This is a genomic window from Vibrio cyclitrophicus, assembly GCF_024347435.1.
Classification (GTDB): domain Bacteria; phylum Pseudomonadota; class Gammaproteobacteria; order Enterobacterales; family Vibrionaceae; genus Vibrio; species Vibrio cyclitrophicus.
The window spans coordinates 1,591,404-1,614,791 of sequence record NZ_AP025480.1 but is presented as its reverse complement, the minus strand read 5'-3'; the positions used below and the strand labels follow the sequence as shown (position 1 = coordinate 1,614,791).

Here is a 23,388-nt window from a genome sequence, read left to right as displayed (position 1 = left end):
CTAGATTGGAGCTTAACCGACCATCGCTATGTGGCCGTGATGAAGAATAGCGTTCGCGTTTACCATTCTGTCATGCATCACCTTAATAGAGTCACCAAATCGAAGTCCTTTTGAAGGGGTAAGTAAGAACTCTTCTAGGTCTACAAAAGCACATAGGCTCGCACACTCTCCCACTTCTAGTACGATGAAGTAACCTAAGCTATGCTCGTTACTCATTTGTACTATGTCCCCTTCTTGAGGGTGTTCATGGCCTGTACCTTGTGAGTCGAAAAACCAACTCTTAGGCTGCACAGGCTTGTGGAAGCGCTTTGCTGCCACACAATAAAGTGCAAGTTCAGCTTGACGAGGCTCAGACAGTTCTAAGCCAGAAATTTGTTCTTTGAAGGTTTGGTATGAGGATGCGTCATCAACGGTGAATTCATTATCTCTAAACGCGCAGTCCACCAGCTTATTGCGGACCAGATTCGTTTTGAAAATCATATCCTCTCCGAGGCTTAGCATTAATGAACATTGCTGCTCATCGTAATACCAATTCCATGTATCGCTAGGTTTAAGCATCATTTCGTCTCACACTGTTGAACCATTCCATTAGGTAAAACGCAAAATTACCTTCAATTACAGTAATTTTACTGAGCAATAGGCAAAAAAAAAGAGGAAATAAATTCCTCTTTCTTATCGCTTTTCTCTACAACTCATTGAGTTACAGTGTCTCTTTTAGTAAGACGATACCGGATTATAGCCTTTGACTACGATCGATTTTACGAACTATAGATTTTTGACAATATCGCCTACAAGACCTGGGCCTTTATAGATAAAGCCAGAATAAACTTGGACAAGTTTAGCACCTGCCATCATTTTCTCTTTTGCTGCGACATAAGAGTCAATGCCACCTACCCCAATGATCGGCAGTTTGTCACCAAGTTCTTCGTGAAGTTTACGAACCACTTCTGTACTACGAGATTGAACTGGACGCCCACTAAGGCCACCCGCTTCATCGCAATGCTTCATGCCTTCAACAATTGAACGATCCAACGTCGTGTTGGTTGCGATCACACCATCAATCTCATTTTTGACCAATGATTCACAAATTTGTTTAATCTCGTCGTCGCTTAGATCCGGAGCAATCTTAAGAGCAAGAGGAACATACTTGCCATGCTTCTCCTCCAGTTCAGATTGTTTCGCTTTAAGTTCAGACAACAGATCGTCTAGAGCTTCACCGTATTGCAGAGAACGAAGTCCAGGAGTATTTGGTGAAGAGATATTCACAGCAATGTAACCCGCGTATTGATATACCTTCTCCATACAAATCAGGTAATCTTCTGCGCCCTTTTCAATTGGTGTGTCTTTGTTCTTGCCGATATTGATACCTAAGATACCGTCGTAGTTTGACTTCTTAACGTTCTCAATCAGATTGTCGACGCCTAGGTTATTGAAGCCCATGCGGTTGATGATACCTTCAGCCTCAACAAGACGGAATAAACGAGGTTTGTCGTTACCCGCTTGTGGACGAGGAGTAACAGTCCCGACTTCAACGAAACCAAAACCCATTGCACCAAATGCATCAATACATTCGCCGTTTTTATCTAGGCCAGCAGCAAGGCCAACTGGGTTTTTAAAAGTAAGACCCATGCATTCTACAGGTCGGTGAGGTAACTGTTGGCGATACAAAAGATCAATAGGTGTGCCTGTGAAGCGTTTGAAATTTTGAATTGCAAGATCATGTGCCTTTTCGGCATCAAGTTGGAAAAAGCCAGTTCTGGCTAGACGGTAAAGCATTGTGCCTCCGATAGAAAAAAGCCCCGTGTAAACGGGGCGATATTATTTACTTATTTACTCAACTATTCAATCTATTACTGTCTGTAGGGGTAAGATAATCGAGTTTGTTAGCGAATGAGGTTCTTTATTAAGCAAACGATACCGTTTCTATAAACACTCGCTGAGTTTGAGTATCCTTCACCCTACTACTTCACTTTGTTCCCCTTAACCTAAGCATAATCACTCAATCAAATGAGTAGTTCGACTTTTCCAAACAAAAAAGGCAGACCTTATGGCCTGCCTTTGTATTATTGTCTTTATCTAATCGCTAATCTTTAGACATACAATTAAGATTTAACAGCATCAATTCACGCAATGCCACTGAGAACTTAGCAAACTCGTGAACCGAACCTACTTTGAATTCGTTCAAGATACTTTCCCAGCGATGTAGAGAAACAGAGTTATTTTCCATCCAATCATCAAGCGCTTTAATCACATCGATGTCCGAAGCACAACCACAGTTGAGTACTTGGCCAGTTAACTGACGTTGTTGCCAATCCAGATCTTCTCTGAATGCTGCACGCGCCAGTGCTTGCCAATTGTTGTCTACAGCTTGGCCATTGATTTGCTTCAAGAACCAGTGCAATGACAAACGGTCGCCAAGGTTGAAGTAAAGCTTAGACGCTTGTTGTACTGTTTTACCGGTTTCACGAGCTACTGTGGATATATCCAGCGCTGAGTATAAGCTAGACAAACGTGCGACTGAATTAGCCAGTTCTGCATTCACGCCCTGGTCAATCCACACTTGAGCCATTGCTTGATGCTCTTCTACTTCTAAAGCCACAAGATTTTCATCCAGATTCTCAGTTATCGTAACTACATCACCTTGGTATAACTCAATCAATGCATTCACCGATTGCTTACCTGTACGATTTCTTAGCAACCAACGAGCGAGTCGACGAAGAGTACGGCGTACATGATAAAGCAACTCGTATTGAGCTTCAGAGCTTGAGATGTTATCGAGTTCACGAATACTCTTAAGCACCTGACCTAAACCGTAGATTTCGCGAGATGCTGCGTAAGCATTAGCGATATCTACAATATTTGCGCCCGTCTCTTCTTGCAAGCGAGTCACAAAATTGCATCCCATTTCGTTAACCATTTGGTTAGCGAGTGCAGTCGCAATGATTTCTGCACGCAATGGATGGTTATCCATATGCTGAGAGTAGTTACGACGTAACGCAGTTGGAAAGTATTGCATCAACTGTCGAGCATGGAACTCATCATTCGCAATATCATCACTCACAAGATCTTCTTTAAGTACCATTTTACCGTAAGCAACAAGTACAGAAAGCTCTGGTCTTGTTAGGCCTTGACCCTGCTTTTCGCGCTCAAGCAATGTTTCGTCATCTGGGATATATTCCAAACCACGATCCAAGTACCCTGCTTTTTCCATTGTGTGAATAAAGCGGATTTGCTCTTTGACTAAGCCAACACCTTGGTGCTCAGTAACCGAAATAGATTCGGCTTGGCAGTATGCGTCGTCTAGTACGATTTCGCCTACTTCGTCTTCCATAGACTCAAGAACTTGGTTACGTTGTTTGACGGTTAGATCACCATTAGACACCAAACCATTCAAGAAGATCTTAATGTTAACTTCGTTATCCGAGCAGTCTACACCACCAACGTTATCAACGAAGTCAGTATTAACTCGACCGCCCGTTAGAGCGTATTCAATACGACCCAATTGAGTCATACCCAAGTTCCCACCTTCGCCAACAACCTTGGCCTTTAGGTCGCGACCATCGATACGTAGAACGTCATTTGCACGGTCACCTACATCAGTATGAGTCTCGCTTGAAGACTTAACATAAGTACCAATACCACCGTTCCAAAGTAGATCAACGTTCATAGACAGGATCGCTTTGATCAAGTCATTTGGTGCCATTGATGCTTTCTTCGTGCCCAGCATTTTCTGTATTTCAGGTGTCAGAGAGATAGACTTCGCTCGGCGAGAGAAGATGCCACCACCTTGAGAAATCAGGTCTTTATTATAATCTTCCCAGCTTGAGCGAGGTAGATTAAATAGACGATCACGCTCTACCCAGCTTGACGCTGATTCTGGGTTAGGATCAATGAAGATGTGCATGTGGTTAAACGCAGCTTGTAAACGGATGTGCTTAGATAACAGCATGCCGTTACCAAACACGTCACCAGCCATATCACCAACACCTATCGCAGTGAAGTCTGTGGTTTGACAGTTAATACCCATCTCACGGAAGTGACGCTTAACCGATTCCCAACCACCTTTTGCTGTAATCCCCATGGCTTTATGGTCATAACCATTAGAACCACCCGATGCAAACGCGTCTCCTAGCCAGAAGTTGTACTCTGCAGCAACTGAGTTAGCCAGATCTGAGAATGTCGCGGTACCTTTATCCGCAGCAACAACTAAATATGGGTCGTCTTCATCATGACGAACGACGCTCTTAGGTGGGATAACCTCACCCTCGATGATGTTGTCTGATACGTCGAGTAATGCACGGATGAAGCGCTTATAACAACGTTGACCTTCAGCGAAGATTTCATCACGGCCAGACATCATATGCTGACGCTTACAAACGAAACCACCTTTTGCACCAACGGGCACAATCACCGTATTCTTAACTTGCTGTGCTTTAACTAGGCCTAGAATCTCCGTACGGAAATCCTCTTGACGGTCTGACCAACGTAAACCACCACGCGCAACTTTGCCGCCACGTAGATGCACACCTTCAATGTCCGGTGCGTAAACGAAAATCTCAAATACAGGAACCGGTGCCGGGATATCTGGAATCTCACTTGGTCTCATTTTCAGAGCCAACCAAGGCTTAGATTGCTTATTTTCATCTACTTGGTAGTAGTTAGTACGCAGCGTGGCAGTGATCATTTCCATGTAGCGACGAATGATACGATCATCATCCAAGCTTTCTACGTGATCCAACTGCTCAGTGATCTTCTTGATAAGATCTTGTTGGCCCTTCGCGCTACCCTTGAGTTTAGGATCAAAACGCTTGCCAAATAAACTGACTAGACCTTTTGCTAAATCTGGGTAATGAGACAGTGTGTCTTCAATATATTGTTGACTGAATGGGAAGCCAACTTGGCGCATGTAGCGTGCATAAGCACGTAAAATTGAAATTTCACGACCAGAAAGACCCGCGCCTAGCACCAAGCGGTTGAAACCATCGCTGTCTAACTCGCCCGCCCAAATTGCCGCAAACGCTTGTTGGAAAAGATCACGAGCTTCACGAAGATCAATTGTCTTGTCACTCTTATGCAGCATTGAGAAATCCAAGATCCAATATGTCACACCATTGGTTTTACGGACTTCATATGGAGATTCACCGATAACGCGCAGGCCAAAATTTTCAAGCATTGGCATTACATCTGAAAGGTGGATTGGCTCATCACTGTGATAGAACAACTTCAAACGAACAGCTTTTGAATCCGCCGCTTCTTCTTGAGGACGGTAGAAAAGCATACCCAGTTTGTTGTCTACACTTAACGCTTCTAAACGTTCGATGTCAGCAACAGCTGAGCCTGGCATCATGTCCTCTTTGTACGAACGTGGGAATGCACGCATATACTCTTTCGACAATGGAAGGCCTTTGCTTTCACCAAAGTTTGCAATGATTGATTCAGAGAGACGGTCATCCCATGTAGACGATACTTCCATTAAATTTTGCTCAATTGTTTTCACGTCCACATCCATGTTGTTGTTATCAACACGAACAATATAATGCGTTCTCGCCAGTGGGCTTTCAGAGAAGTATGTTGTGAATTCCACTTCCTGCTCACAACCAAAGTACTGCTTCAAGATGCGTTGTGTTTGACGGCGAAGCTCAGTGTTGTAACGATCTTTTGTTACGTAAACCATACAACTAAAGAAACGGCCAAACGGGTCTTTGCGAACAAACAAGCGCAGAAGATCACGATCTTGCATTTGTACGACACCAGTGCCCACTTCTAGTAGCTCTTCTTCTCGAGCTTGAAGCAATTCATCTCGTGGGTAGTTTTCAAGAATGTTGTGTAGTGCTTTGTAAGAATATGAACCCTCACGGTAACCACTCGCGTCTAAGATACGCTCTACTTTTTCACGAACTAGAGGAATACTTTCAACGGTTTGGTTATAAACGGCTGAAGTGTAAAGGCCTGTAAAGCGGTGCTCGCCAATGACCTTACCGTTCTTGTCGAATTTCTTAATGCCAATGTAGTCATTGTAAGCTGGGCGATGAATGCGAGAAGCCGTGTTACCTTTAGTTACGATAAGTACATAAGGTTTTTTCGCTTCTAGACGTGCCGAGTCAGAAAATTCAGACAGCTTAACATTGCGAACGCGATCTGAATTTGCGAACAAACCAAGGCCTTGCTCTTTAGTCGGTTGCAATTCTGTGTCGCCATTCACAGAAACAAGGTCATATTCCTTGTAGCCCATAAACGTAAAGTTGTGCTCACCTAACCAACGAAGAAATGCCAATGTTTCATCAAAGCGCTGGCTGTCGACAGGAATGGTATCTTTCTGCTCTTCAACTTGGTTAGTAACTTCTCCAAGTCTTTCTACCATTTTCAGCCAATCGTTAACAACAAGCCCAGTGTCGGTAAAAATATCCAGCAGTTCCGTTTTGAGCGCTGTCATTTCAGCTTTGCTGCTAAGACGGTCAACTTCGATATGGAAAAGCGATTGGAATGCACCTTCGTTATTGCTAACGCCGACAACACTGCCCTTATCAGAGCGAGATATTTGAGTTGGGTTGTGAAGCATAAGGTGAGAAGAAAGATCGAGACGGGTTAATGCCATTTTTACTGAATCAACCAGGAATGGGCTGTCTGGTACTACAATCTCTACGATTGTGTGAGTAGACTGCCAACCTTGACGACTTACTGTTGGGTTAAATACTCGAACAGAGATTTCGTCGGCTTTTTTTTCATTGATGTGATGCCATAAGCTAACTACAGCACCATATAAATCGGATTCGTTTCTCTGAGTCAAGTCGTCGTGAGAAACATTACTAAACAAGTGTTGAGCAAGTTGAGTTACGAGAGGTCGATGAGCAAGGTCAAGTTTGTCTTGAATCAGTTTGTAAACTTTTTCAAGTAAAACTGGAACCACAGTTTCACGTGCGGTCATAGTCACACTCCACAATTAGAATTATATTTTATTATTAGGGGGATCACTTAATCGGGTGTTTGAAACGTGCCGTTGAGCGCTTTTCTACTAACGAGTTAAGCAAAGGTAATGCATTCATTTATTGTAAAAGCATTATTGAAAAATAGTTAATTGTTTTGGAGGTGGTAAGAGGTGAAATGTTTGATTATGTGATTAAGATTCCTTTTAACTCACTAGGCACGCCAAGCTTTACAGAGCTTCTAACTTAATAAACTTATTTTTTTGGTCAGTTGTCAGCCTAAACTGCCCTCTAACCCCTATTTGTGTAAGAAATGGTCTGAACCGAGTTGCAGGTAACTGTAAACGTAAACCTGTTGTTGTTATCACTTGAACTTTGCTAGCCGCCCCAGAATAACTCACCAAGAATTGCTGATACGAAATGTTAAGTTGGAAAATATAGTGATTCATACGATACCTGTATAAATATACAGTGCCGGTGTTTTTTGGCACAAATGGGTTAAAATTAGCAAAGTGTTAGCGCTTATAGCTATGTTCGCACATGCCTATGTTCGTATACGTCTATGGTCCATATACTATGTTTAAGATTTAAAACGACATTTAGGCTTCTAACAAACTGAGTAGCATTGAAAGCAAAAAATCAGTGACAGATTCCTCTGTCACTGATTTAGTTTACCTGTTTTATCGCTTAACTTAAGCCTCTAGTGCTTTATTCACTTTTTCAAACAGATCTTTAGCTAAGTTATCCATGTTCTTGAGCGTCTCAAGTTCTTTTATGATCAAAGCTTGACGCTCATCGTCGTATTTACGGAACTTAAGCAGTGGGTCTATTAAACGCGACGCCACTTGAGGGTTGCTGCTGTTAAGCTCGCGTAAGATTTCACCAGCAAACGCATAACCTTGGCCTGACTTGTCATGGAATTGAACCGGGTTCATATTTAGGAATGAGCCAACCAAATTACGGGTACGGTTCGGGTTCTTCAAACTGAACGCTTGGTGCGACATCGACGCTTTGATCACGTCAAGCGCGCTTGCACTTGGGTTTGTACCTTGCAAGGCAAACCATTTGTCCATAACAAGGCCATCGCGTTTCCACTTGTCACTGTAATCTGCCATCAAGGTTTCACGACATGCTAGCTGTGCACTGTTGGCCGCCCCCATTGCAGCCATAGTATCTGTCATGTTGTTTGCCTGTTGATACATAGTCACAACCAAATCATTACCCTGTTCAGTATGTGCTAAGTAACTTAGGCAAACTTTACGCAGAGTACGCTTACCAATCGAATCATGATCAATTGTGTATTCAGTTAATGCATGACTGTGATAAACCGCAGACAGTTCATCTTCCAACTCTTTCGCTAATGTCACTTTCATCGCATTTAATACCGACGCAACTGCATCGATATCGACGCGATCATACCAACCAGAAACTTCGTTGTGACTTGGCAATGAAAGCATCTCTGCAATAAATGCAGGCTCCAATGAGTCACTAAGCAGTACTCCACGGAACGCATCTACAACAGAAATTGAAAGTTCAAACTCTTCACCTTGTTGAACTCTTTCAACGTTACTGCGGATGTACTTAGCCAGTAGCATTTGACCCGCATCCCAACGAGAAAACTCGTTGCGAGCATTAACCATCAAGAAGATCAGCTCTTCATCTGAGTAATCGTACTCAAGTTTCACTGGTGCAGAGAATTCACGAAGTAATGATGGGATCGGTTGCTCAGAAACGTTTTCAAACACGAAAGTCTGTTCCGCCTCTTTCACATCTAGCACATTGTGAACTGACCTTCCGTTACGTTGTAACTCAATCACATTACCCGTAGCTGTGTACAGTTCTATATCAAAAGGAATATGTAGAGCTTGCTTTTCCGTTTGCTCATGAGTTGGAGCCGTTACTTGGCGAGTTGTTAACGTGTACTGTTTCTTCTCTGCATCGTAATGGCTTTCAACCGAAAGTGTCGGCGTACCTGATTGGCTATACCATAAACGGAACTGAGACAGATCAACACCCGACGCATCTTCCATTGCCGCTACGAAGTCTTCACACGTTGCTGCCGTGCCATCGTGACGTTCAAAGTACAACTTCATGCCTTTTTGGAAACCTTCCTCACCCAACAATGTGTGGATCATTCGGATCACTTCACTGCCCTTTTCGTATACCGTTAATGTGTAGAAGTTATTCATTTCTATCACTTTTTCTGGGCGAATTGGGTGAGACATTGGACTCGCATCTTCAGCGAATTGTGGCCCGCGGATAATACGAACATTGTTGATACGATTTACTGCGCGAGAGCCAAGATCAGAAGAGAACTCCTGGTCACGGAACACCGTTAAACCTTCTTTCAAGCTTAACTGGAACCAATCACGACAAGTAACTCGGTTACCCGTCCAGTTATGGAAGTATTCGTGACCGATTACAGCTTCAATACCTAGGTAGTCTGTATCTGTTGCTGTTTGGTCATTAGCTAAAACGAACTTAGAGTTGAATACGTTCAAGCCTTTGTTTTCCATCGCACCCATATTGAAGAAATCAACGGCTACGATCATGTAGATGTCTAAGTCATACTCAAGATTGAAACGCTCTTCGTCCCACTTCATGGAGTTAATCAAAGAAACCATCGCGTGGTTTGCGCGGTCTAGATTGCCTTTGTCGACAAAGATTTCCAAATCAACATTACGACCAGATTTTGTGGTGTATGCGTCACGAAGTACATCGAAGTCACCCGCAACTAAAGCAAACAAGTACGCTGGTTTTGGATGTGGGTCTTGCCATTTCACCCAGTGACGACCATTTTCAGCTTCGCCTTGATCTACTCGGTTACCGTTACTGAGTAAGAATGGATTCTCTGCTTTGTCCGCAATGACAGTTGTCGTGAACTTAGCCAGAACATCTGGGCGATCCATGTAGTAAGTAATACGACGGAAACCTTCAGCTTCACATTGAGTGCAGAAAGCACCACCCGATTTGTATAGGCCTTCAAGCGCACTGTTCCCCTCAGGGTTCACCTCAGTCACGATGGTCAACGTAAAGTCTTTCGGTAAAGCGTTCAGAATAAGCTGAGTTTCAGATAGCTCGTACTGAGTCCACTCGTTACCTTCAACTACAACAGAAACCAGCTTCAAGCCTTCACCATCAAGTACTAAGGTCGAGCTATCTCTCTCTTGCTTAACACTAGACACCGCCGTAATGATGGATGCTGAATCGTACAAATCGAAAGTAAGGTCGATTTGAGAAATAGTGTGAGATGGTGATTGATAATCTTTACGATACTTGGCTTGAGGTGTATGTGCCATGACGGGTTCCTTTTGATCGTTATACGTAATTTTTCTTAACTGTATATATCTAAAGGTTGAACGCCAAGAACACAAGAGGAAAGTTAAAAAAAGAAGGCATTGTTGGAAAATGCCTCCATGTTTTGCTATTTTTTCAATCAAATCAGAAAGGAACGCCTAAGAAATGACCTGCACACCATATTATCAACGAACGGCGTTTTACAAATAAACCGAATACTTATCGAATACGATTGAGCACCGCAAACATATCTCCCTCTTCACCTTGAAGGGTCAACACATCGCTATTTAGTGTGTAACGCGTACCGTGTTCACCATTTTCATATAAGAGCACCAACTGATCACCCTCTGTGTAATAAACACCACGACGAACCACTTCACTGCCCACTTCATCGGATACTCGGAACATAAATACAAAGTCAGGTTGAAGTACTAAATCCATTTTTTGAATGTTACTTGCCCGCAAGTCACTACCTGAAAGTTCGGCACTTGACCAAATCCCAGCCAAGGCGTTTGGCAACGCTTTGGTAAACATAACACCATTAAGGTTCAGCATATTGTGATTACTGCTATAGGCGTAAACCTGAGGTTCTGAAGTATTCAAACCAAGGATGAGCGTATCTTCATTGGCGTTGTACAAACCTTCCCAATGGTCAACGCTGTAGTCTTTCTTCTGAATATCAATGGTGAACGAGTAATTAGAATCAAGGGTCAATTTGATCGCCCTGAAATTTTCAGTGCCTTGATCTGGTTCCGGATTCATTAAATACCAATCACCAAGCAATAAAGGAAGATCAAAATGGGATAGATTACTGTCGCTTTTTGATTGTTGCGTGCTTGAAGCAACCTCGCTCCCAAAAGCAACAAAACTTACGCAAGATAAAAATAGTAGAATCCATTTCATAAACGTCCCCTCGTTTTCTTTAAGCTTAGGCACGTAATGAATAGAAAGCGAAAAAATACGATCCAAGTCACTAAATTTTAAATGCGAAGTAACTTAAATGTCATTATTAAACGCAAAATAGAGCTAGATACCCTGAATATTGGATGTGTTTTGCGTCGATCCCGACCGATACGGTCAAATATTTCTGTCAAATATTTCTGTCAAATATTTCTGTCAAATATTAGGCATAAAAAAAGCGAGCCTAAGCTCGCTTTTTAAATTATGTATCTTTAAACAATCACCTTTGATAGGTAACTGCTCTACTTTTTGATCATATCCAGCATGATAGCAACAGACTCATCAAGGTAAGCATCGGGAGCTTCGTAGTCTTTAGGAATATCATCCAACGTTTTAAAAGCTTCTTGCTTAGCAGCCTTTTGACGTTGATTAATACGTTCTAAGCGGAGTACATCTGCTTCATCGCTTTCTTGCTGACGAATCTTTTCATTAAGAGAAAGGTCGTTATCATCTTTATCTGCTTTATACTTTTCAATATCTTGTGCAATAAAGCCAAACTCCATGTCAGTCGCGATACGAGCTTGGTGTTGAGCGGTTAAAGCTGCAACTTTTTCATCGTTACGCTGTAACACTGAGTAATTCGCTTTATCGATACTATCCCAAGGCAGAGCGTTATCTTCAACACTTTCCCCAGTATCTGCCGGGTCAATTGGCGTTGGGTAAGCAATATCAGGCACTACACCTTTGTTTTGCGTACTGCCACCATTGATTCGGTAGAATTTCTGGATTGTGTATTGAACGTAACCCAACTCTTTATCGAACAAATCATAAATATGATTCAAAGAGCGATGCTGTTGCACCGTACCTTTACCGAAAGAGTTTTCACCCAAAATGATTGCACGACCGTAATCTTGCATCGCGGCTGCAAAGATTTCAGATGCTGAAGCACTATAGCGATTCACCAATACCGTCAACGGACCTTGGTAACTGATTTGACCATCAGTATCGCTGTTCACTTTGACACGACCGTAGCTATCACGAACCTGGACAACGGGGCCCTCTTTGATAAACAACCCAGAAAGTTCGGTTGCTTCAGTGAGTGCACCACCACCATTATTTCGAAGATCGACAATGATACCATCGACACCTTGCTCTTTAAGTTCGGTGATCAGTTTATCGGTATCTTTAGATAGACCAACATAGAAACTTGGTACTTCGAGTACACCAATCTTCTTGCCATCTTTCTCGATGACTTCTGATTTAACAGCTCGGTCTTCTAAACGAATCTTATCGCGTACAATTGTGACAACGTGACTTTTTGCATCTTTACCATCAGGCAAAATCTGTAGCTTAACTTTGGTCCCTTTCGGGCCTTTAATCAATTGCACTACATCGTCTAAACGCCAGCCGATAACATCTACTATCTCTTCGCCATCTTGACCAACACCAACAATACGATCGCCATCACTTAGTTGTTTGCTATTTGACGCTGGGCCACCAGCAACTAATGAGCGAATAATGGTGTAATCATCTGTCATCTGAAGCACAGCGCCAATACCTTCTAAAGATAGGTTCATCTCAGATTGGAATTGCTCTGCATTTCTTGGAGAAAGGTAACTGGTGTGCGGATCAACTTCACGCGCGAATGCGTTCATGTAGATTTGAAAAGCATCTTCATTATGCGATTGCGTAATACGCTTCATCGCATTGTTGTAACGCTTTTCCAAAACTTCTTGAATCTCTGGCCACTCTTTACCAGTGAGTTTTAGATTCAACGCATCGTATTTAACGCGTTTTCTCCAAAGCTCATTCACTTCAGCGATATCTTTTGGCCATTCAGCTTCACTACGATTGAGTTCAATACTTTCATCGGTATCAAACTTAATCTCTGTATCAAGCAAAGACAATGCATATTGAAAACGTTCAAAACGCTTCTGCATAGACAAATTATAAACATCAAATGCAATCTGGTTATTGCCTGCTTTCAACTGATCATCAATTTGTATGGATGAAGCAGCGAAAGAGTCAATATCAGCTTGAGTGAAGATATTACGATTATAATCCAGCATCTCTAAGTAACGATTAAAGATAGCTTGAGAGAAATCATCGTTGAGATTGAAGTGTTTATAGTGAGAACGAGTAAATCGAGAAGTAACACGTTTACTAGCAGTTTCGTGTTGGACCTCAGGAGCGAGTAGAGGTAAATCGTCCTGATCTAATTTGGCTTCGAGAGCCTGAGCTGAAGCTGCTAGCCAAAAGCTAGCAGCAATCAGTGTCAATTTTGAACGGCATTTCATGCGTAGGAGTATCTCCTTTAAGCGCGCAAGTGCTCCGCTTTAACAACCATTTGTAGGCCGTTTGCTAACTGAACACGCACATCTTCCTTATTGATTTCAACAATGGTCGCAGCCATGTTTCCTTTACCCATGTTCACATTTACTTCGTTGCCAGCGACAAATTCGTCAGCGTTCAAAGCGCGTGTTTCAACAGGCTTTTCTACTTTTGGAGCTTTAGGCGCTTGACGACGAGGCTGTTGAGCTTTCTTCGCCTTAGGTTTCGCTTTGCCTTCTTCACGAGCTTTCTGTGCTTGTTCTTTACGACGAGCTTGCACTTTAGCTTTGCTTTCAGCAAGTGTAGCTTTAGCGTGCTCTACATGCTCTTCTTCTAATGTGCCACACGAGTTGCCGTCTAGGTCAACACGATCTGCGCCAGCTTTTACGCCGTGCAGGTAACGCCATGATGATGTGTACTGTCTTAACGCTGCACGAAGCTGAGTCTTACTGACTTTTTCGTCTTCATTTAGACGTTCAGCAAGATCTTGAAAAATACCAATTTTAAGTGGTTTTGCTTCACCTTCTAGAGTAAAGCATTTAGGGAAACATTCAGCAATATATGCGATAACTTCTTTGCTGTTTTTTAACTTTTCAGTGTTTTCCATGTGGGTTCCTGGTTTTTGCGGTTTTCCGCGAGCATTAAGAAAATATTTTTACGTATTATAGAGAGATGCTTGGGAAAAACCACAGTAAGAGAATAATTTATGCCTTGTTCGCGTGCGAATTAAGCAGCTTTTCCACTTCTGCCATGAAAAATGTCAATCCGTCTTCGTCTATTTGCGAAAAACGACCAACATTTGGGCTATCTATATCAAGAACGCCCGCTACTTTTCCGTCAATTGAGAACGGAATAACGATTTCTGAGTTACTCGCAGCATCACAAGCGATGTGACCTTCAAACTCATGAACATCATGAATACGTTGAACTGTATTCGTCGCAACCGCAGTTCCACACACACCACGCCCTACAGGAATTCGCACACAAGCAGGTTGACCTTGAAAAGGACCAAGTACTAGTTCGTCTTTTTCCTTAGCTTGGTCTTGCTTTATTAAATAGAAACCCGCCCAGTTCAATTCATCCAATTCCATAAACAACAGTGAACTTATATTAGCTAGATTAGCAGTTAGATCGGTTTCTGATTCAATTAATGCAACAGCTTGTTTGGTTAAGCGTTGGTAATGTTCTATTTTCATATTAGCTTCCAATTAAATTGAGACTTCCATTATCAAGAGAACGCAGTAAAATGCGGCCATCAAACTAAATAGGACTTATTCTCATTACAATGAACAATTCAGAAGACACTATTAGCCGTTCTTGGTTAATAACTCAAGTAAAAAAACACAAGTCCAAATTACTGTTTGCTAACATTATTGCCATTTTTGCAACTCTCATTAGTGTCCCTATCCCGTTGCTGATGCCACTAATGGTTGATGAAGTTTTACTTGATAAGCCGGCCTCTGGCTTAGAAATGATGAATCACCTGCTTCCATCATCGTTACAAACACCCACAGGTTACATTGCGCTAACTTTGCTGTTAGTCATCCTCATGCGAACGACCAGTCAAGCATTGAATATTCTGCAGGGACGTCAGTTTACGCTTGTATCCAAAACAATCACCTACCAAATGCGTAGTAAGATGATAGATAAGCTTGGCCGAATCAGTATTCGACAATACGAGACCAAAGGCAGCGGAGGTATTAATGCTCACCTAATTACAGACATAGAGACCATTGATAAGTTCATTGGTTCTACCCTATCTAAATTTATCATCAGCTTTTTAACTGTGCTCGGAACGGCGATCGTTCTACTGTGGTTAGAATGGCGACTAGGTCTCTTCATCTTACTGGTCAATCCTGTTGTTATTTATTTTTCTCGTAAACTAGGCAGTAAGGTAAAACACCTTAAGAAGTATGAAAATCAGTCTTTCGAACATTTTCAAAACCGCTTAGTAGAAACCTTAGATGGCATTTATCAGCTACGAGCAGCCAATAAAGAACGAATTTTCCTAGATGAACTTAAGGTCCAAGCGAACCAAGTAAGAATCGATGCCGACAAGTACGCATGGCAGTCTGAAGCTGCAGGTCGTGTTTCATTTTTGCTGTTTTTACTAGGCTTCGAGCTTTTCCGTGCGGTTGCGATGCTAATGGTATTATTTAGTGACTTAACCATTGGTCAAATATTCGCGGTATTTGGTTACTTATGGTTCATGTTAGGTCCCGTCCAAGAATTGCTGGGAATTCAATTCTCTTGGTATAGCGCCAAAGCCGCATTGCAACGTATCAACGACTTACTTCAATTAGAAGAAGAAAAACGACCGATAAGTAAGATCAATCCGTTCAATGAAGATAAAGAAGTGACAGTAGACATAGACAACGTTACATTTTCTTACACATCAGAAAACACTGTTTTAAATAAACTATCGCTGCATATTCCAGCAGGTAAAAAAGTCGCTTTAGTCGGCGCTAGTGGTGGTGGAAAATCAACACTGATCCAGCTGCTCATTGGGGTTTATCAAGCAGATTCAGGTTGTATACGCTTTAACGGTGAAACCACCGATGACATTAGCTTTGACGTAATTCGAAGTCAAATTGCCGTTGTTTTACAACAACCTATACTCTTTAACGATACATTGAGGCATAATCTGACCCTTGGAGCCGAATACGATGACATGTCGTTATGGCGATCTCTAGAAGTTGCTCAAATGCAAGACGTGATCAAGCAACTGAGTAATGGTCTTGATACTCAAATAGGCCGAAATGGCGTTCGCTTATCTGGCGGTCAAAGACAACGCCTAGCCATTGCCCGCATGGTGTTGAGTAATCCGAAGTTTGTTATTCTTGATGAAGCAACATCGGCATTAGATACTGCAACAGAGGCGGCACTACACAAAGCATTAAGCGAATTTTTGAAAGATCGCACAACTTTGATTGTGGCTCATCGATTATCAGCGGTGAAACAGGCCGATCTAATCTATGTTTTAGAAGACGGGCAAGTGACACAAACGGGAACACATGGTGAATTGGTTGAACAGCAAGGACTATATCAAACACTCTATGGCAGTGTGCAATCGCACGCCTGATGTATGTTGTTCCGAGCGTTTAAGTGAGATAAAAAGCCTGGCTTACGTTTCAACTTGGGAGGTCGCGTGACCTCCCCATCATTAACTACCCCTTTATCAACTCAACACCAGTTGTCAACTAAATCTCCGTTAACAGCTGAATCTTCGTTAACAACCGAGCACCAGTGCGACAGCAGCTCCGTACGTCTTTGTCAGGGTTGCGAACTCCCGGTTGATAAAATGGACATCCCACACGGCAAATCCGCGTATTGCCCTAGATGTGGCACCCAACTTTATCGAGGTGGTACACCGAGTCTTTCCGGAAATCTAGCAATCGCCATCACTTGTCTGTTGCTGTTTATCCCTTCTCACTTTTTTGAATTCATTAGTATCCGTCTGATTGGGGTGATGATTCCAGCTACATTGCCATCCGGTGTATTTACGTTAATGGGAGAAGACTTCCCACTACTTGGTTTACTAATATTATTCTGTAGCTCAATAGCACCGTTACTGGTGTGCAGTTCTGTACTCATCACCCATGTATCACTACGTTTTAAGATTTTTGTGCCATTTCGCTATTCGCTAGCGATTATCCAAACCCTTAAACACTGGATGATGTTAGACGTATTCTTGGTAAGCGTCGCGATTTCCTGTTTCAAACTACAAGATTACTCTGACATTTTTGTCGGCCCAGGATTGATAGGTTTAATTCTATTGCAGTTGTGTAGCGTGTTACTGGTAAGTCGTATTAGTGTGAGACGTTATTGGGAAGCATGGGCCAAAGAGTCAGACTACGCGTTCGCCGAGAGTAAGAACGTTCATTGTCATAACTGCCACCTATCTCAACCTGATGGACATGCTTGTGTGCGTTGTCATCATGAGTTGTATCACCGTAAGCCCTACTCTGTACAAAAGACGTGGGCGTTGTTGTTTGCAGCGACCGTCGCCATCATACCGGCAAACGTCATTCCAATATCGATCCTGATTACCAACGGACAAAGACTGGAAGATACAATTCTCTCAGGCGTTGCTTCACTAATTAATAGCGATATGTATGGCATTGCAGTGATCATTTTTGTTGCCAGTATTGTCGTGCCTGTGGCAAAAATTCTTGGCCTTGCTTACATCCTAATTTGTATTCAAACGAAGCGCGCGGTCTACCACAGACAACGTATGACCATCTACTTTATTGTTAAATGGGTGGGGAAATGGTCCGTAATGGATCTGTTCGTTATTTCGATCATGATGACCTTGGTCGACCGTGGGCAAATTTTAAATTTTACACCAGGTTATGGTGCTGTGGCTTTTGGCGTCGTGGTTGTTCTCACGATGTTGGCAGCTGAAAGCTTAGATCCTAGGCTAATTTGGGATAACTACACCTCTAAAGATGAGTCAGTGAATGAACAACAATAACCAATCACAAACGTCATATTCACCAGAAGTCAGGAAAAACAAGGGCATCTCGCCTTTGTGGATTCTTCCTATTTTGACTGTCGTGCTCGCCGGTTGGCTGGTAATGAAGTCAATACACGATGCTGGTCAACGTGTGCAAATCTACTTCTCAGACGCTGCGGGGTTAGTCGCAGGACGCACAACCATTCGATACCAAGGCTTAGAGGTCGGTATGGTTCGTGACATCACATTATCTAAAGACCTATCTAATATTTACGTTGATGCTGATATCTACCCTGAAGCTAAAAAGTTACTGTCGAAAGGCACGCGCTTTTGGTTAGTGAAACCAACGGCGAGCTTATCCGGTATCTCTGGGTTAGATGCGCTGGTGTCCGGTAACTATATTGCGATTCACCCAAGTGAAACCAAAGAAGAACCTGAAACCGTATTTCATGCATTGGAGTCATCCCCTTCCGATCTCTTGGCGTCTGAGGGGCTTAACATCTCTCTTACAACTAAAGATCTCGGCGGCGTGTCTATTGGTTCTCAAATAGTCTATCGCAAGATTCCAATTGGTGAAGTCTACAATTACCAGCTCAACGACAACGCGAAATCAGTGACAATTCAAGCTGCAATTAAAGATGAATATAGCCACATAATCACTGATCAAAGCCGTTTCTGGAATGTAAGTGGCTTGGGGGCGAGTATTGGTTTCTCTGGCGTTGATGTTCGCTTAGAAAGCTTGAGTGCTCTATTAGGAGGCTCAATTGCGGTTGATTCACCGGGAGAAGGTCAACCGGTCGAGATGAACACCAAATTCAAGCTCTACCCTGATTTAAAAACTGCGGGTCGTGGTATTTCGATCCAAATCGCCGTTCCGGACGACAACAAGATCAGTGCGACTGGCGCTCCAATCATGTATAGAGGCATTGAAATTGGACAAATCACCAACTTATCTTTGAGCGAAGGTCGCGAACACGTGATTGCTTCTGCTGCTATCCAACCTGCATTCAGTGACTTTTTAAACAGCGGCAGTAAATTCGTTCTAGAAGAAGCGGAACTGTCGCTAACAGGGATGAAAAACATCGCGAATTTGGTAACCGGCAATTTCCTTACCTTGGTACCCGGTGAAGGTGACAAGGCTCGCAAGTTTACTGCTATTCGTAAGAATGAGTTCAGTCAGGAACAGGAGAAGTCGGTCTCGATTCGTCTAACGTCGAACAATTCATTTGGTTTAGATGTTGGAACCCAGTTGTTATACAAGGGAATCGCTGTGGGCTCTATCATTAACGTAGGGTTAGTAGAAGGTGTCGGTACTGGAAGCGACAAGCACGAAGTGTTCATGGATGCTTTAATCGACAACGAATACTCTCACTTGATTAAAAGCCACAATCGATTCTTTGTTACAGGCAGCGCGACTGCAGAACTAACAGAATCTGGATTAAGTGTAACAGTACCACCTGCTAAACAATTACTGTCAGGCTCCATCAGCTTTGTGAGCGAAGGTAAAAACCAATCTCGCACCCATTATCAACTATTTCAAAGTAAATCATTGGCAGAGATAGCAAAGTTCAATCAGACTGGTTCAAAAACATTGTCATTGTTTGCTAGTGAGTTACCTTCAATTTCCAAAGGAAGCCCACTGCTCTATCGTAATCTTCAAGTCGGCAGTATCTCAGATTTCCAACTCGCTGATGGCGGCGTAAGAATTAAAGTTACGATTGAAAACCGCTATACGCACCTAATCAACAAGCATACTGTTTTCTGGAACCGATCTGGTGTAGAAGTAGATGCGTCTTTGGCTGGGATCAGTATTAAAGCTGCACCGGTAAAAACACTGATTCAAGGTGGTATCGCCTTTGATTCGTTACCTGGAATCGACAACAAACTAGGCGACGTATGGAAATTATATAACGATTCGAAGTCAGCTCGTAAATTTGGTCGTGCCATTACGATTACTTCTGCAGGCGATCAAGAAGTCAGCAAAGGTACTACCATCAAATATCAAGGTGTCACAGTTGGTGAAGTGACCTTAGTTATTCCTAACTTTAACAAAGGTGGCATTGAGATTACGGCTCGCATTTTACCCGAGTATGTCGACAAAATTGCGGTCGCTAACAGTCATTTCTGGCTCGCAGAACCAGAGATTGGGTTGAATGGTATTAAGAACGTTTCCGCATTAATATCCAAATATATCAACGTCGAACCGGGCCAAGGTGAAAGAAAAACGAAGTTCAAACTGAGCAAAGGGCCTGTCCAGCCAGAAGGAAAGATATTCCAACTGCAAAGTGAAACACGAGGGTCTGTATCGGAAGGAACGCCTATCTTATTTCGTGAGTTAGAAATAGGTACCGTTATAGATGTCCAGCTCGGCGAATTTGCAGACCGCATTATCTCAACGATTCAAATTAAGCCTGAATTCGCATACTTGATCCGTGCAAACAGTGTATTTTGGAACGTTTCTGGTGTAGATGTTTCTATTGGCCTCACAGGTGCAAACATCAAAGCTGGGACCGTTGATAGCCTAATCAGAGGTGGGATAACTTTCTCAACGCCACCAACGAATGAACTACAACCTTTGGCAAGTGAAGACCAGTCTTTCTACTTATATCCGCAAGCGGAAGATGAATGGAAATCATGGAGAACGGCTATACCAAAGCCATAAGCCGAACCTCTGTTACGGTACATATAAATTTAACTAAAAGTGCAGCCATTGAGCTGCATTTTTATTGTTTGAAACAAATATGGTTTAGGACAATCTCATTTTGCTTTAAACTGCCCGCATTAACGCTATAAATCGAGATACCCTTTTGCACGCTAACGTATATATCCCAGAAGAATTCCTAACTCACATTAAAGGCATTATGCCAAGCCACTTAGACATGGCTTCTTTTATCGCATCTTGTCAAAAGCCACTTCGTAAAAGTATTCGAGTAAACACACTAAAAATCAGTGTCGAAGACTTTCTCGTACGTGCGAAAGATAAAGGTTGGGAACTGGAACCTGTGCCGTGGTGTGAAACGGGATTTTGGATCACCGCTAATGAAAGCGAGGCGCCTTTAGGCAATACAGCTGAACACATGTCTGGCTTATTTTATATCCAAGAAGCCAGCTCTATGATGCCACCTTCTGCATTGTTTCAAGGCGAAGAAGACTATCAAGCCGTGTTAGATACAGCAGCTGCACCCGGCTCTAAAACAACGCAAATCGCGGCGCTAATGAATAATCGCGGCGTACTGGTTGCCAATGAGTACGCTGCAAGCCGAGTGAAAGTACTTCACGCTAACATCGAGCGTTGTGGCGTTCGCAATACAGCGCTGAGCAATTTTGATGGACGTGTATTCGGCGGCTGGTTACCAGAACAGTTTGATGCCGTATTACTAGACGCCCCCTGCTCTGGTGAAGGTACGATTCGTAAAGACGCGGATGCCATGAAAAACTGGACGTATCAATCAGTGGTCGATATTGCTAATACCCAGAAAGACCTGATTGAAAGTGCGTTCCACGCGCTAAAGCCTAACGGCGTATTAGTTTACTCGACTTGCACATTAAGCACAGAAGAAAACCAACAAGTATGTCATCACCTAAAAGAGACTTTTGGTGACGCTGTAGAATTTGAATCTCTTGAATCACTATTCGACAACGCAAAAGCAACCACGACGGAAGAAGGCTTTCTTCATATATTCCCACAGGTGTATGACTCTGAAGGTTTCTTTGTCGCACGCATCCGTAAACTGGCATCTGTTACTCCACCAGAAGTTAAAAAACGCCTGGGTAAATTCCCATTTGAAAAAGCGTCAAAGAAAGTTCAACAAGAAGTCGCTGAACAACTGATGAGCACGCTTGATATAGAATTACCAACTGATACTCAAGTATGGATTCGCGATAAAGACGTTTGGTTGTTCCCTGAAGCATTAGAGCCAATGATTGGTGAGTTCCGCTTCTCTCGTATGGGCATCAAGATCGCTGAAACTCATAAAAAAGGCTACCGATGGCAACACCAGGTGGCGACAACACTGGCTACAGGCAACGAAACTAATATTGTAGAGCTATGTATTGAAGACGCTCGAGAATGGTTTATGGGTCGCGATGTACGTCCTGAAGGCCTATCGGGCAAAGGAGAAGTATTGGTGAAGTATAACGGCGCAATCATCGGCCTTGGTAAGTGGGTAGGTAACCGAGTTAAAAATGGCTTACCACGAGAGCTGGTACGCGATAAAAATCTTTTCTAATCCTACAATTAAAGGCACCGCCGTCTTTTATGCGCAAAAAACAAAAAGCCCAAACAACGTGAGTTGTTTGGGCTTTTTCTATTTCACTTGAGAAACTATTAACTGTTTTATAGCAACAGTGCGATTAGCGCAAATTAAAACATTGTCAAATCAACGTTTAATTACATAACCATCAATTCAAGTCACTATTTGTGTGATGAAAAATCGCATTATGGAGAATTTAAACTAGACTTTGCTCTATTAGACACAGAACTACAACGATTAGCGTAGGCTCTTCGGAGCCCTTTCCCCTAAGCCCAAACAGGAAGGTTTGGGCTTTTTTTTACCTATAATAGTTTCGCTTATTCAGCTAAACGGATGCCTTCTTTATCGATAGCAATCTTGCCTGACTTGTACAAACCGCCGATCGTCTTTTTGAATGTGCCTTTACTGGTTCTGAATGCAGAGAAAATCGCTTCAGGTGAAGACTTGTCATTCAAAGGCAAGAAGCCACCTTTCTTCTCAAGCAAATCCAAAATCTTAGTGCTTAGATCATCCATCTTGGCCACACCGATTTTTTGAAGAGACAGATCGATTTTTCCGTCTTCTTCACGAACGTTCTTGATGTAGCCTTTCAACGTTTTACCAATGAACAACTTGCCGATGATATCTGATGGGAAGATCATGCCCCAGTGTTCACCGTTCACGATCGCTTTGTAACCAAGTTGGCTGCGCTCAGCGATGATAAGATCTACTTGCTCATTTTGCTTATAAGTCGCAGGCGTGTTGTCTAACCACTTGTTAAACTTCGTTGTACCAACAATGCGGCTAGATGCTTTATCAATATACACATATACTAAGATTGATTGACCTTCGTTTAAACGTCCGCGCTGCTCGCTGAAAGGAACCAGTAGCTCTTTCCCTTTCACGCCCCAGCTCATAAATGCACCGGTACTGTTTACACCTTCAACCGTCATTAGGCCAAACTGCCCTACTTGAGCTATGGGTTTTTCAGTGGTTGCTGCGATCTGGTTGTCAGAATCAATGTATAAGAAAACATCTAACTTTTGACCAATTTCAACACCTTCAGGAGTAAACCGTTTCGGAAGCAACACAGTTCCATAGTCGCTAGCGTCAAGGAATACACCGAAGTCTGCTTGTTTTACTACTTCTAAATTGTTTATTTGACCAATATTAATCATCAAGATTGTCTCTACTTTAAATTTGGCGGTGATTATACGTGATCTCTGATATGCTTTCGCTAGTTTCATTC

The 23,388-nt window shown here is 42.7% G+C and carries 14 protein-coding genes; 4 read left to right on the top strand and 10 right to left on the bottom strand.

The window, feature by feature from the left end; translation table 11 throughout:
• Positions 1–12 precede the first annotated feature (12 nt).
• The 9 genes from OCW38_RS06965 to OCW38_RS06925 form a co-directional block, all read right to left on the bottom strand.
• Positions 13–561 carry a cell division protein ZapC gene (locus OCW38_RS06965; protein ID WP_016767709.1) on the bottom strand — a complete coding sequence of 183 codons (549 nt, stop codon included), beginning with the start codon at positions 559–561 and terminating at the stop codon, positions 13–15.
• A 204-nt stretch (positions 562–765) separates the two neighbouring features.
• The gene (pyrD, locus tag OCW38_RS06960) at positions 766–1,776 is read right to left on the bottom strand and encodes a quinone-dependent dihydroorotate dehydrogenase (protein ID WP_010440770.1); all 1,011 of its coding nucleotides are present in this window, start codon (positions 1,774–1,776) and stop codon (positions 766–768) included.
• Between the two features lie 307 nt (positions 1,777–2,083).
• Positions 2,084–6,925, bottom strand: coding sequence for an NAD-glutamate dehydrogenase (locus OCW38_RS06955; RefSeq protein WP_261895566.1), 4,842 nt, complete (start codon positions 6,923–6,925; stop codon positions 2,084–2,086).
• Between the two features lie 228 nt (positions 6,926–7,153).
• Positions 7,154–7,372 carry a DUF2835 domain-containing protein gene (locus OCW38_RS06950; RefSeq protein ID WP_261895564.1) on the bottom strand — a complete coding sequence of 73 codons (219 nt, stop codon included), beginning with the start codon at positions 7,370–7,372 and terminating at the stop codon, positions 7,154–7,156.
• Between the two features lie 243 nt (positions 7,373–7,615).
• A complete protein-coding gene (gene pepN, locus OCW38_RS06945; RefSeq protein ID WP_261895562.1) occupies positions 7,616–10,222 on the bottom strand; it encodes an aminopeptidase N in 2,607 nt (868 codons plus the stop codon).
• A gap of 217 nt (positions 10,223–10,439) precedes the next feature.
• The gene (locus OCW38_RS06940; protein ID WP_010440762.1) at positions 10,440–11,123 is read right to left on the bottom strand and encodes a hypothetical protein; all 684 of its coding nucleotides are present in this window, start codon (positions 11,121–11,123) and stop codon (positions 10,440–10,442) included.
• A gap of 299 nt (positions 11,124–11,422) precedes the next feature.
• The gene (gene prc, locus OCW38_RS06935) at positions 11,423–13,417 is read right to left on the bottom strand and encodes a carboxy terminal-processing peptidase (RefSeq protein ID WP_016767706.1); all 1,995 of its coding nucleotides are present in this window, start codon (positions 13,415–13,417) and stop codon (positions 11,423–11,425) included.
• Positions 13,418–13,434: 17 nt separating this feature from the next.
• Positions 13,435–14,058 carry an RNA chaperone ProQ gene (gene proQ / locus OCW38_RS06930; RefSeq protein WP_261895559.1) on the bottom strand — a complete coding sequence of 208 codons (624 nt, stop codon included), beginning with the start codon at positions 14,056–14,058 and terminating at the stop codon, positions 13,435–13,437.
• 97 nt (positions 14,059–14,155) lie between these two features.
• Complete coding sequence (locus tag OCW38_RS06925; protein WP_010440756.1) at positions 14,156–14,647, bottom strand: GAF domain-containing protein; 492 nt, start codon at positions 14,645–14,647, stop codon at positions 14,156–14,158.
• An 89-nt stretch (positions 14,648–14,736) separates the two neighbouring features.
• Here OCW38_RS06925 and OCW38_RS06920 point away from each other — a divergent pair, with 89 nt between their 5' ends.
• The 4 genes from OCW38_RS06920 (at position 14,737) to rsmF (ending at position 22,136) form a co-directional block, all read left to right on the top strand.
• On the top strand, positions 14,737–16,533 hold the full coding sequence (locus OCW38_RS06920) for an ABC transporter ATP-binding protein (protein ID WP_016799938.1): 1,797 nt from the start codon (positions 14,737–14,739) through the stop codon (positions 16,531–16,533).
• Between the two features lie 54 nt (positions 16,534–16,587).
• Positions 16,588–17,925, top strand: coding sequence for a paraquat-inducible protein A (locus tag OCW38_RS06915; protein ID WP_261895556.1), 1,338 nt, complete (start codon positions 16,588–16,590; stop codon positions 17,923–17,925).
• On the top strand, positions 17,912–20,569 hold the full coding sequence (locus tag OCW38_RS06910) for an MlaD family protein (protein WP_010440750.1): 2,658 nt from the start codon (positions 17,912–17,914) through the stop codon (positions 20,567–20,569). Before OCW38_RS06915 ends, OCW38_RS06910 begins: the two co-directional genes overlap by 14 nt.
• 145 nt (positions 20,570–20,714) lie before the next feature.
• Entirely contained in the window at positions 20,715–22,136 is a 1,422-nt protein-coding gene (rsmF, locus tag OCW38_RS06905) for a 16S rRNA (cytosine(1407)-C(5))-methyltransferase RsmF (RefSeq protein WP_016788265.1), read from the top strand.
• Positions 22,137–22,477: 341 nt separating this feature from the next.
• Here the strand turns inward: rsmF and OCW38_RS06900 are convergent, their stop codons facing one another.
• Positions 22,478–23,386 carry a CvfB family protein gene (locus OCW38_RS06900; RefSeq protein WP_261895554.1) on the bottom strand — a complete coding sequence of 303 codons (909 nt, stop codon included), beginning with the start codon at positions 23,384–23,386 and terminating at the stop codon, positions 22,478–22,480.
• Positions 23,387–23,388 lie beyond the last annotated feature (2 nt).

Bases quoted from the DNA above. Each gene is read 5' to 3' on its own strand.
- OCW38_RS06925 (WP_010440756.1), bottom strand. From the start codon at position 14,647: ATGAAAATAGAACATTACCAACGCTTAACCAAACAAGCTGTTGCATTA.
- pyrD (WP_010440770.1), bottom strand. From the start codon at position 1,776: ATGCTTTACCGTCTAGCCAGAACTGGCTTTTTCCAACTTGATGCCGAA.
- OCW38_RS06965 (WP_016767709.1), bottom strand. From the start codon at position 561: ATGATGCTTAAACCTAGCGATACATGGAATTGGTATTACGATGAGCAG.
- OCW38_RS06920 (WP_016799938.1), top strand. From the start codon at position 14,737: ATGAACAATTCAGAAGACACTATTAGCCGTTCTTGGTTAATAACTCAA.
- proQ (WP_261895559.1), bottom strand. From the start codon at position 14,058: ATGGAAAACACTGAAAAGTTAAAAAACAGCAAAGAAGTTATCGCATAT.
- OCW38_RS06955 (WP_261895566.1), bottom strand. From the start codon at position 6,925: ATGACCGCACGTGAAACTGTGGTTCCAGTTTTACTTGAAAAAGTTTAC.
- OCW38_RS06950 (WP_261895564.1), bottom strand. From the start codon at position 7,372: ATGAATCACTATATTTTCCAACTTAACATTTCGTATCAGCAATTCTTG.
- prc (WP_016767706.1), bottom strand. From the start codon at position 13,417: ATGAAATGCCGTTCAAAATTGACACTGATTGCTGCTAGCTTTTGGCTA.
- OCW38_RS06900 (WP_261895554.1), bottom strand. From the start codon at position 23,386: ATGAAACTAGCGAAAGCATATCAGAGATCACGTATAATCACCGCCAAA.
- OCW38_RS06940 (WP_010440762.1), bottom strand. From the start codon at position 11,123: ATGAAATGGATTCTACTATTTTTATCTTGCGTAAGTTTTGTTGCTTTT.
- OCW38_RS06910 (WP_010440750.1), top strand. From the start codon at position 17,912: ATGAACAACAATAACCAATCACAAACGTCATATTCACCAGAAGTCAGG.
- pepN (WP_261895562.1), bottom strand. From the start codon at position 10,222: ATGGCACATACACCTCAAGCCAAGTATCGTAAAGATTATCAATCACCA.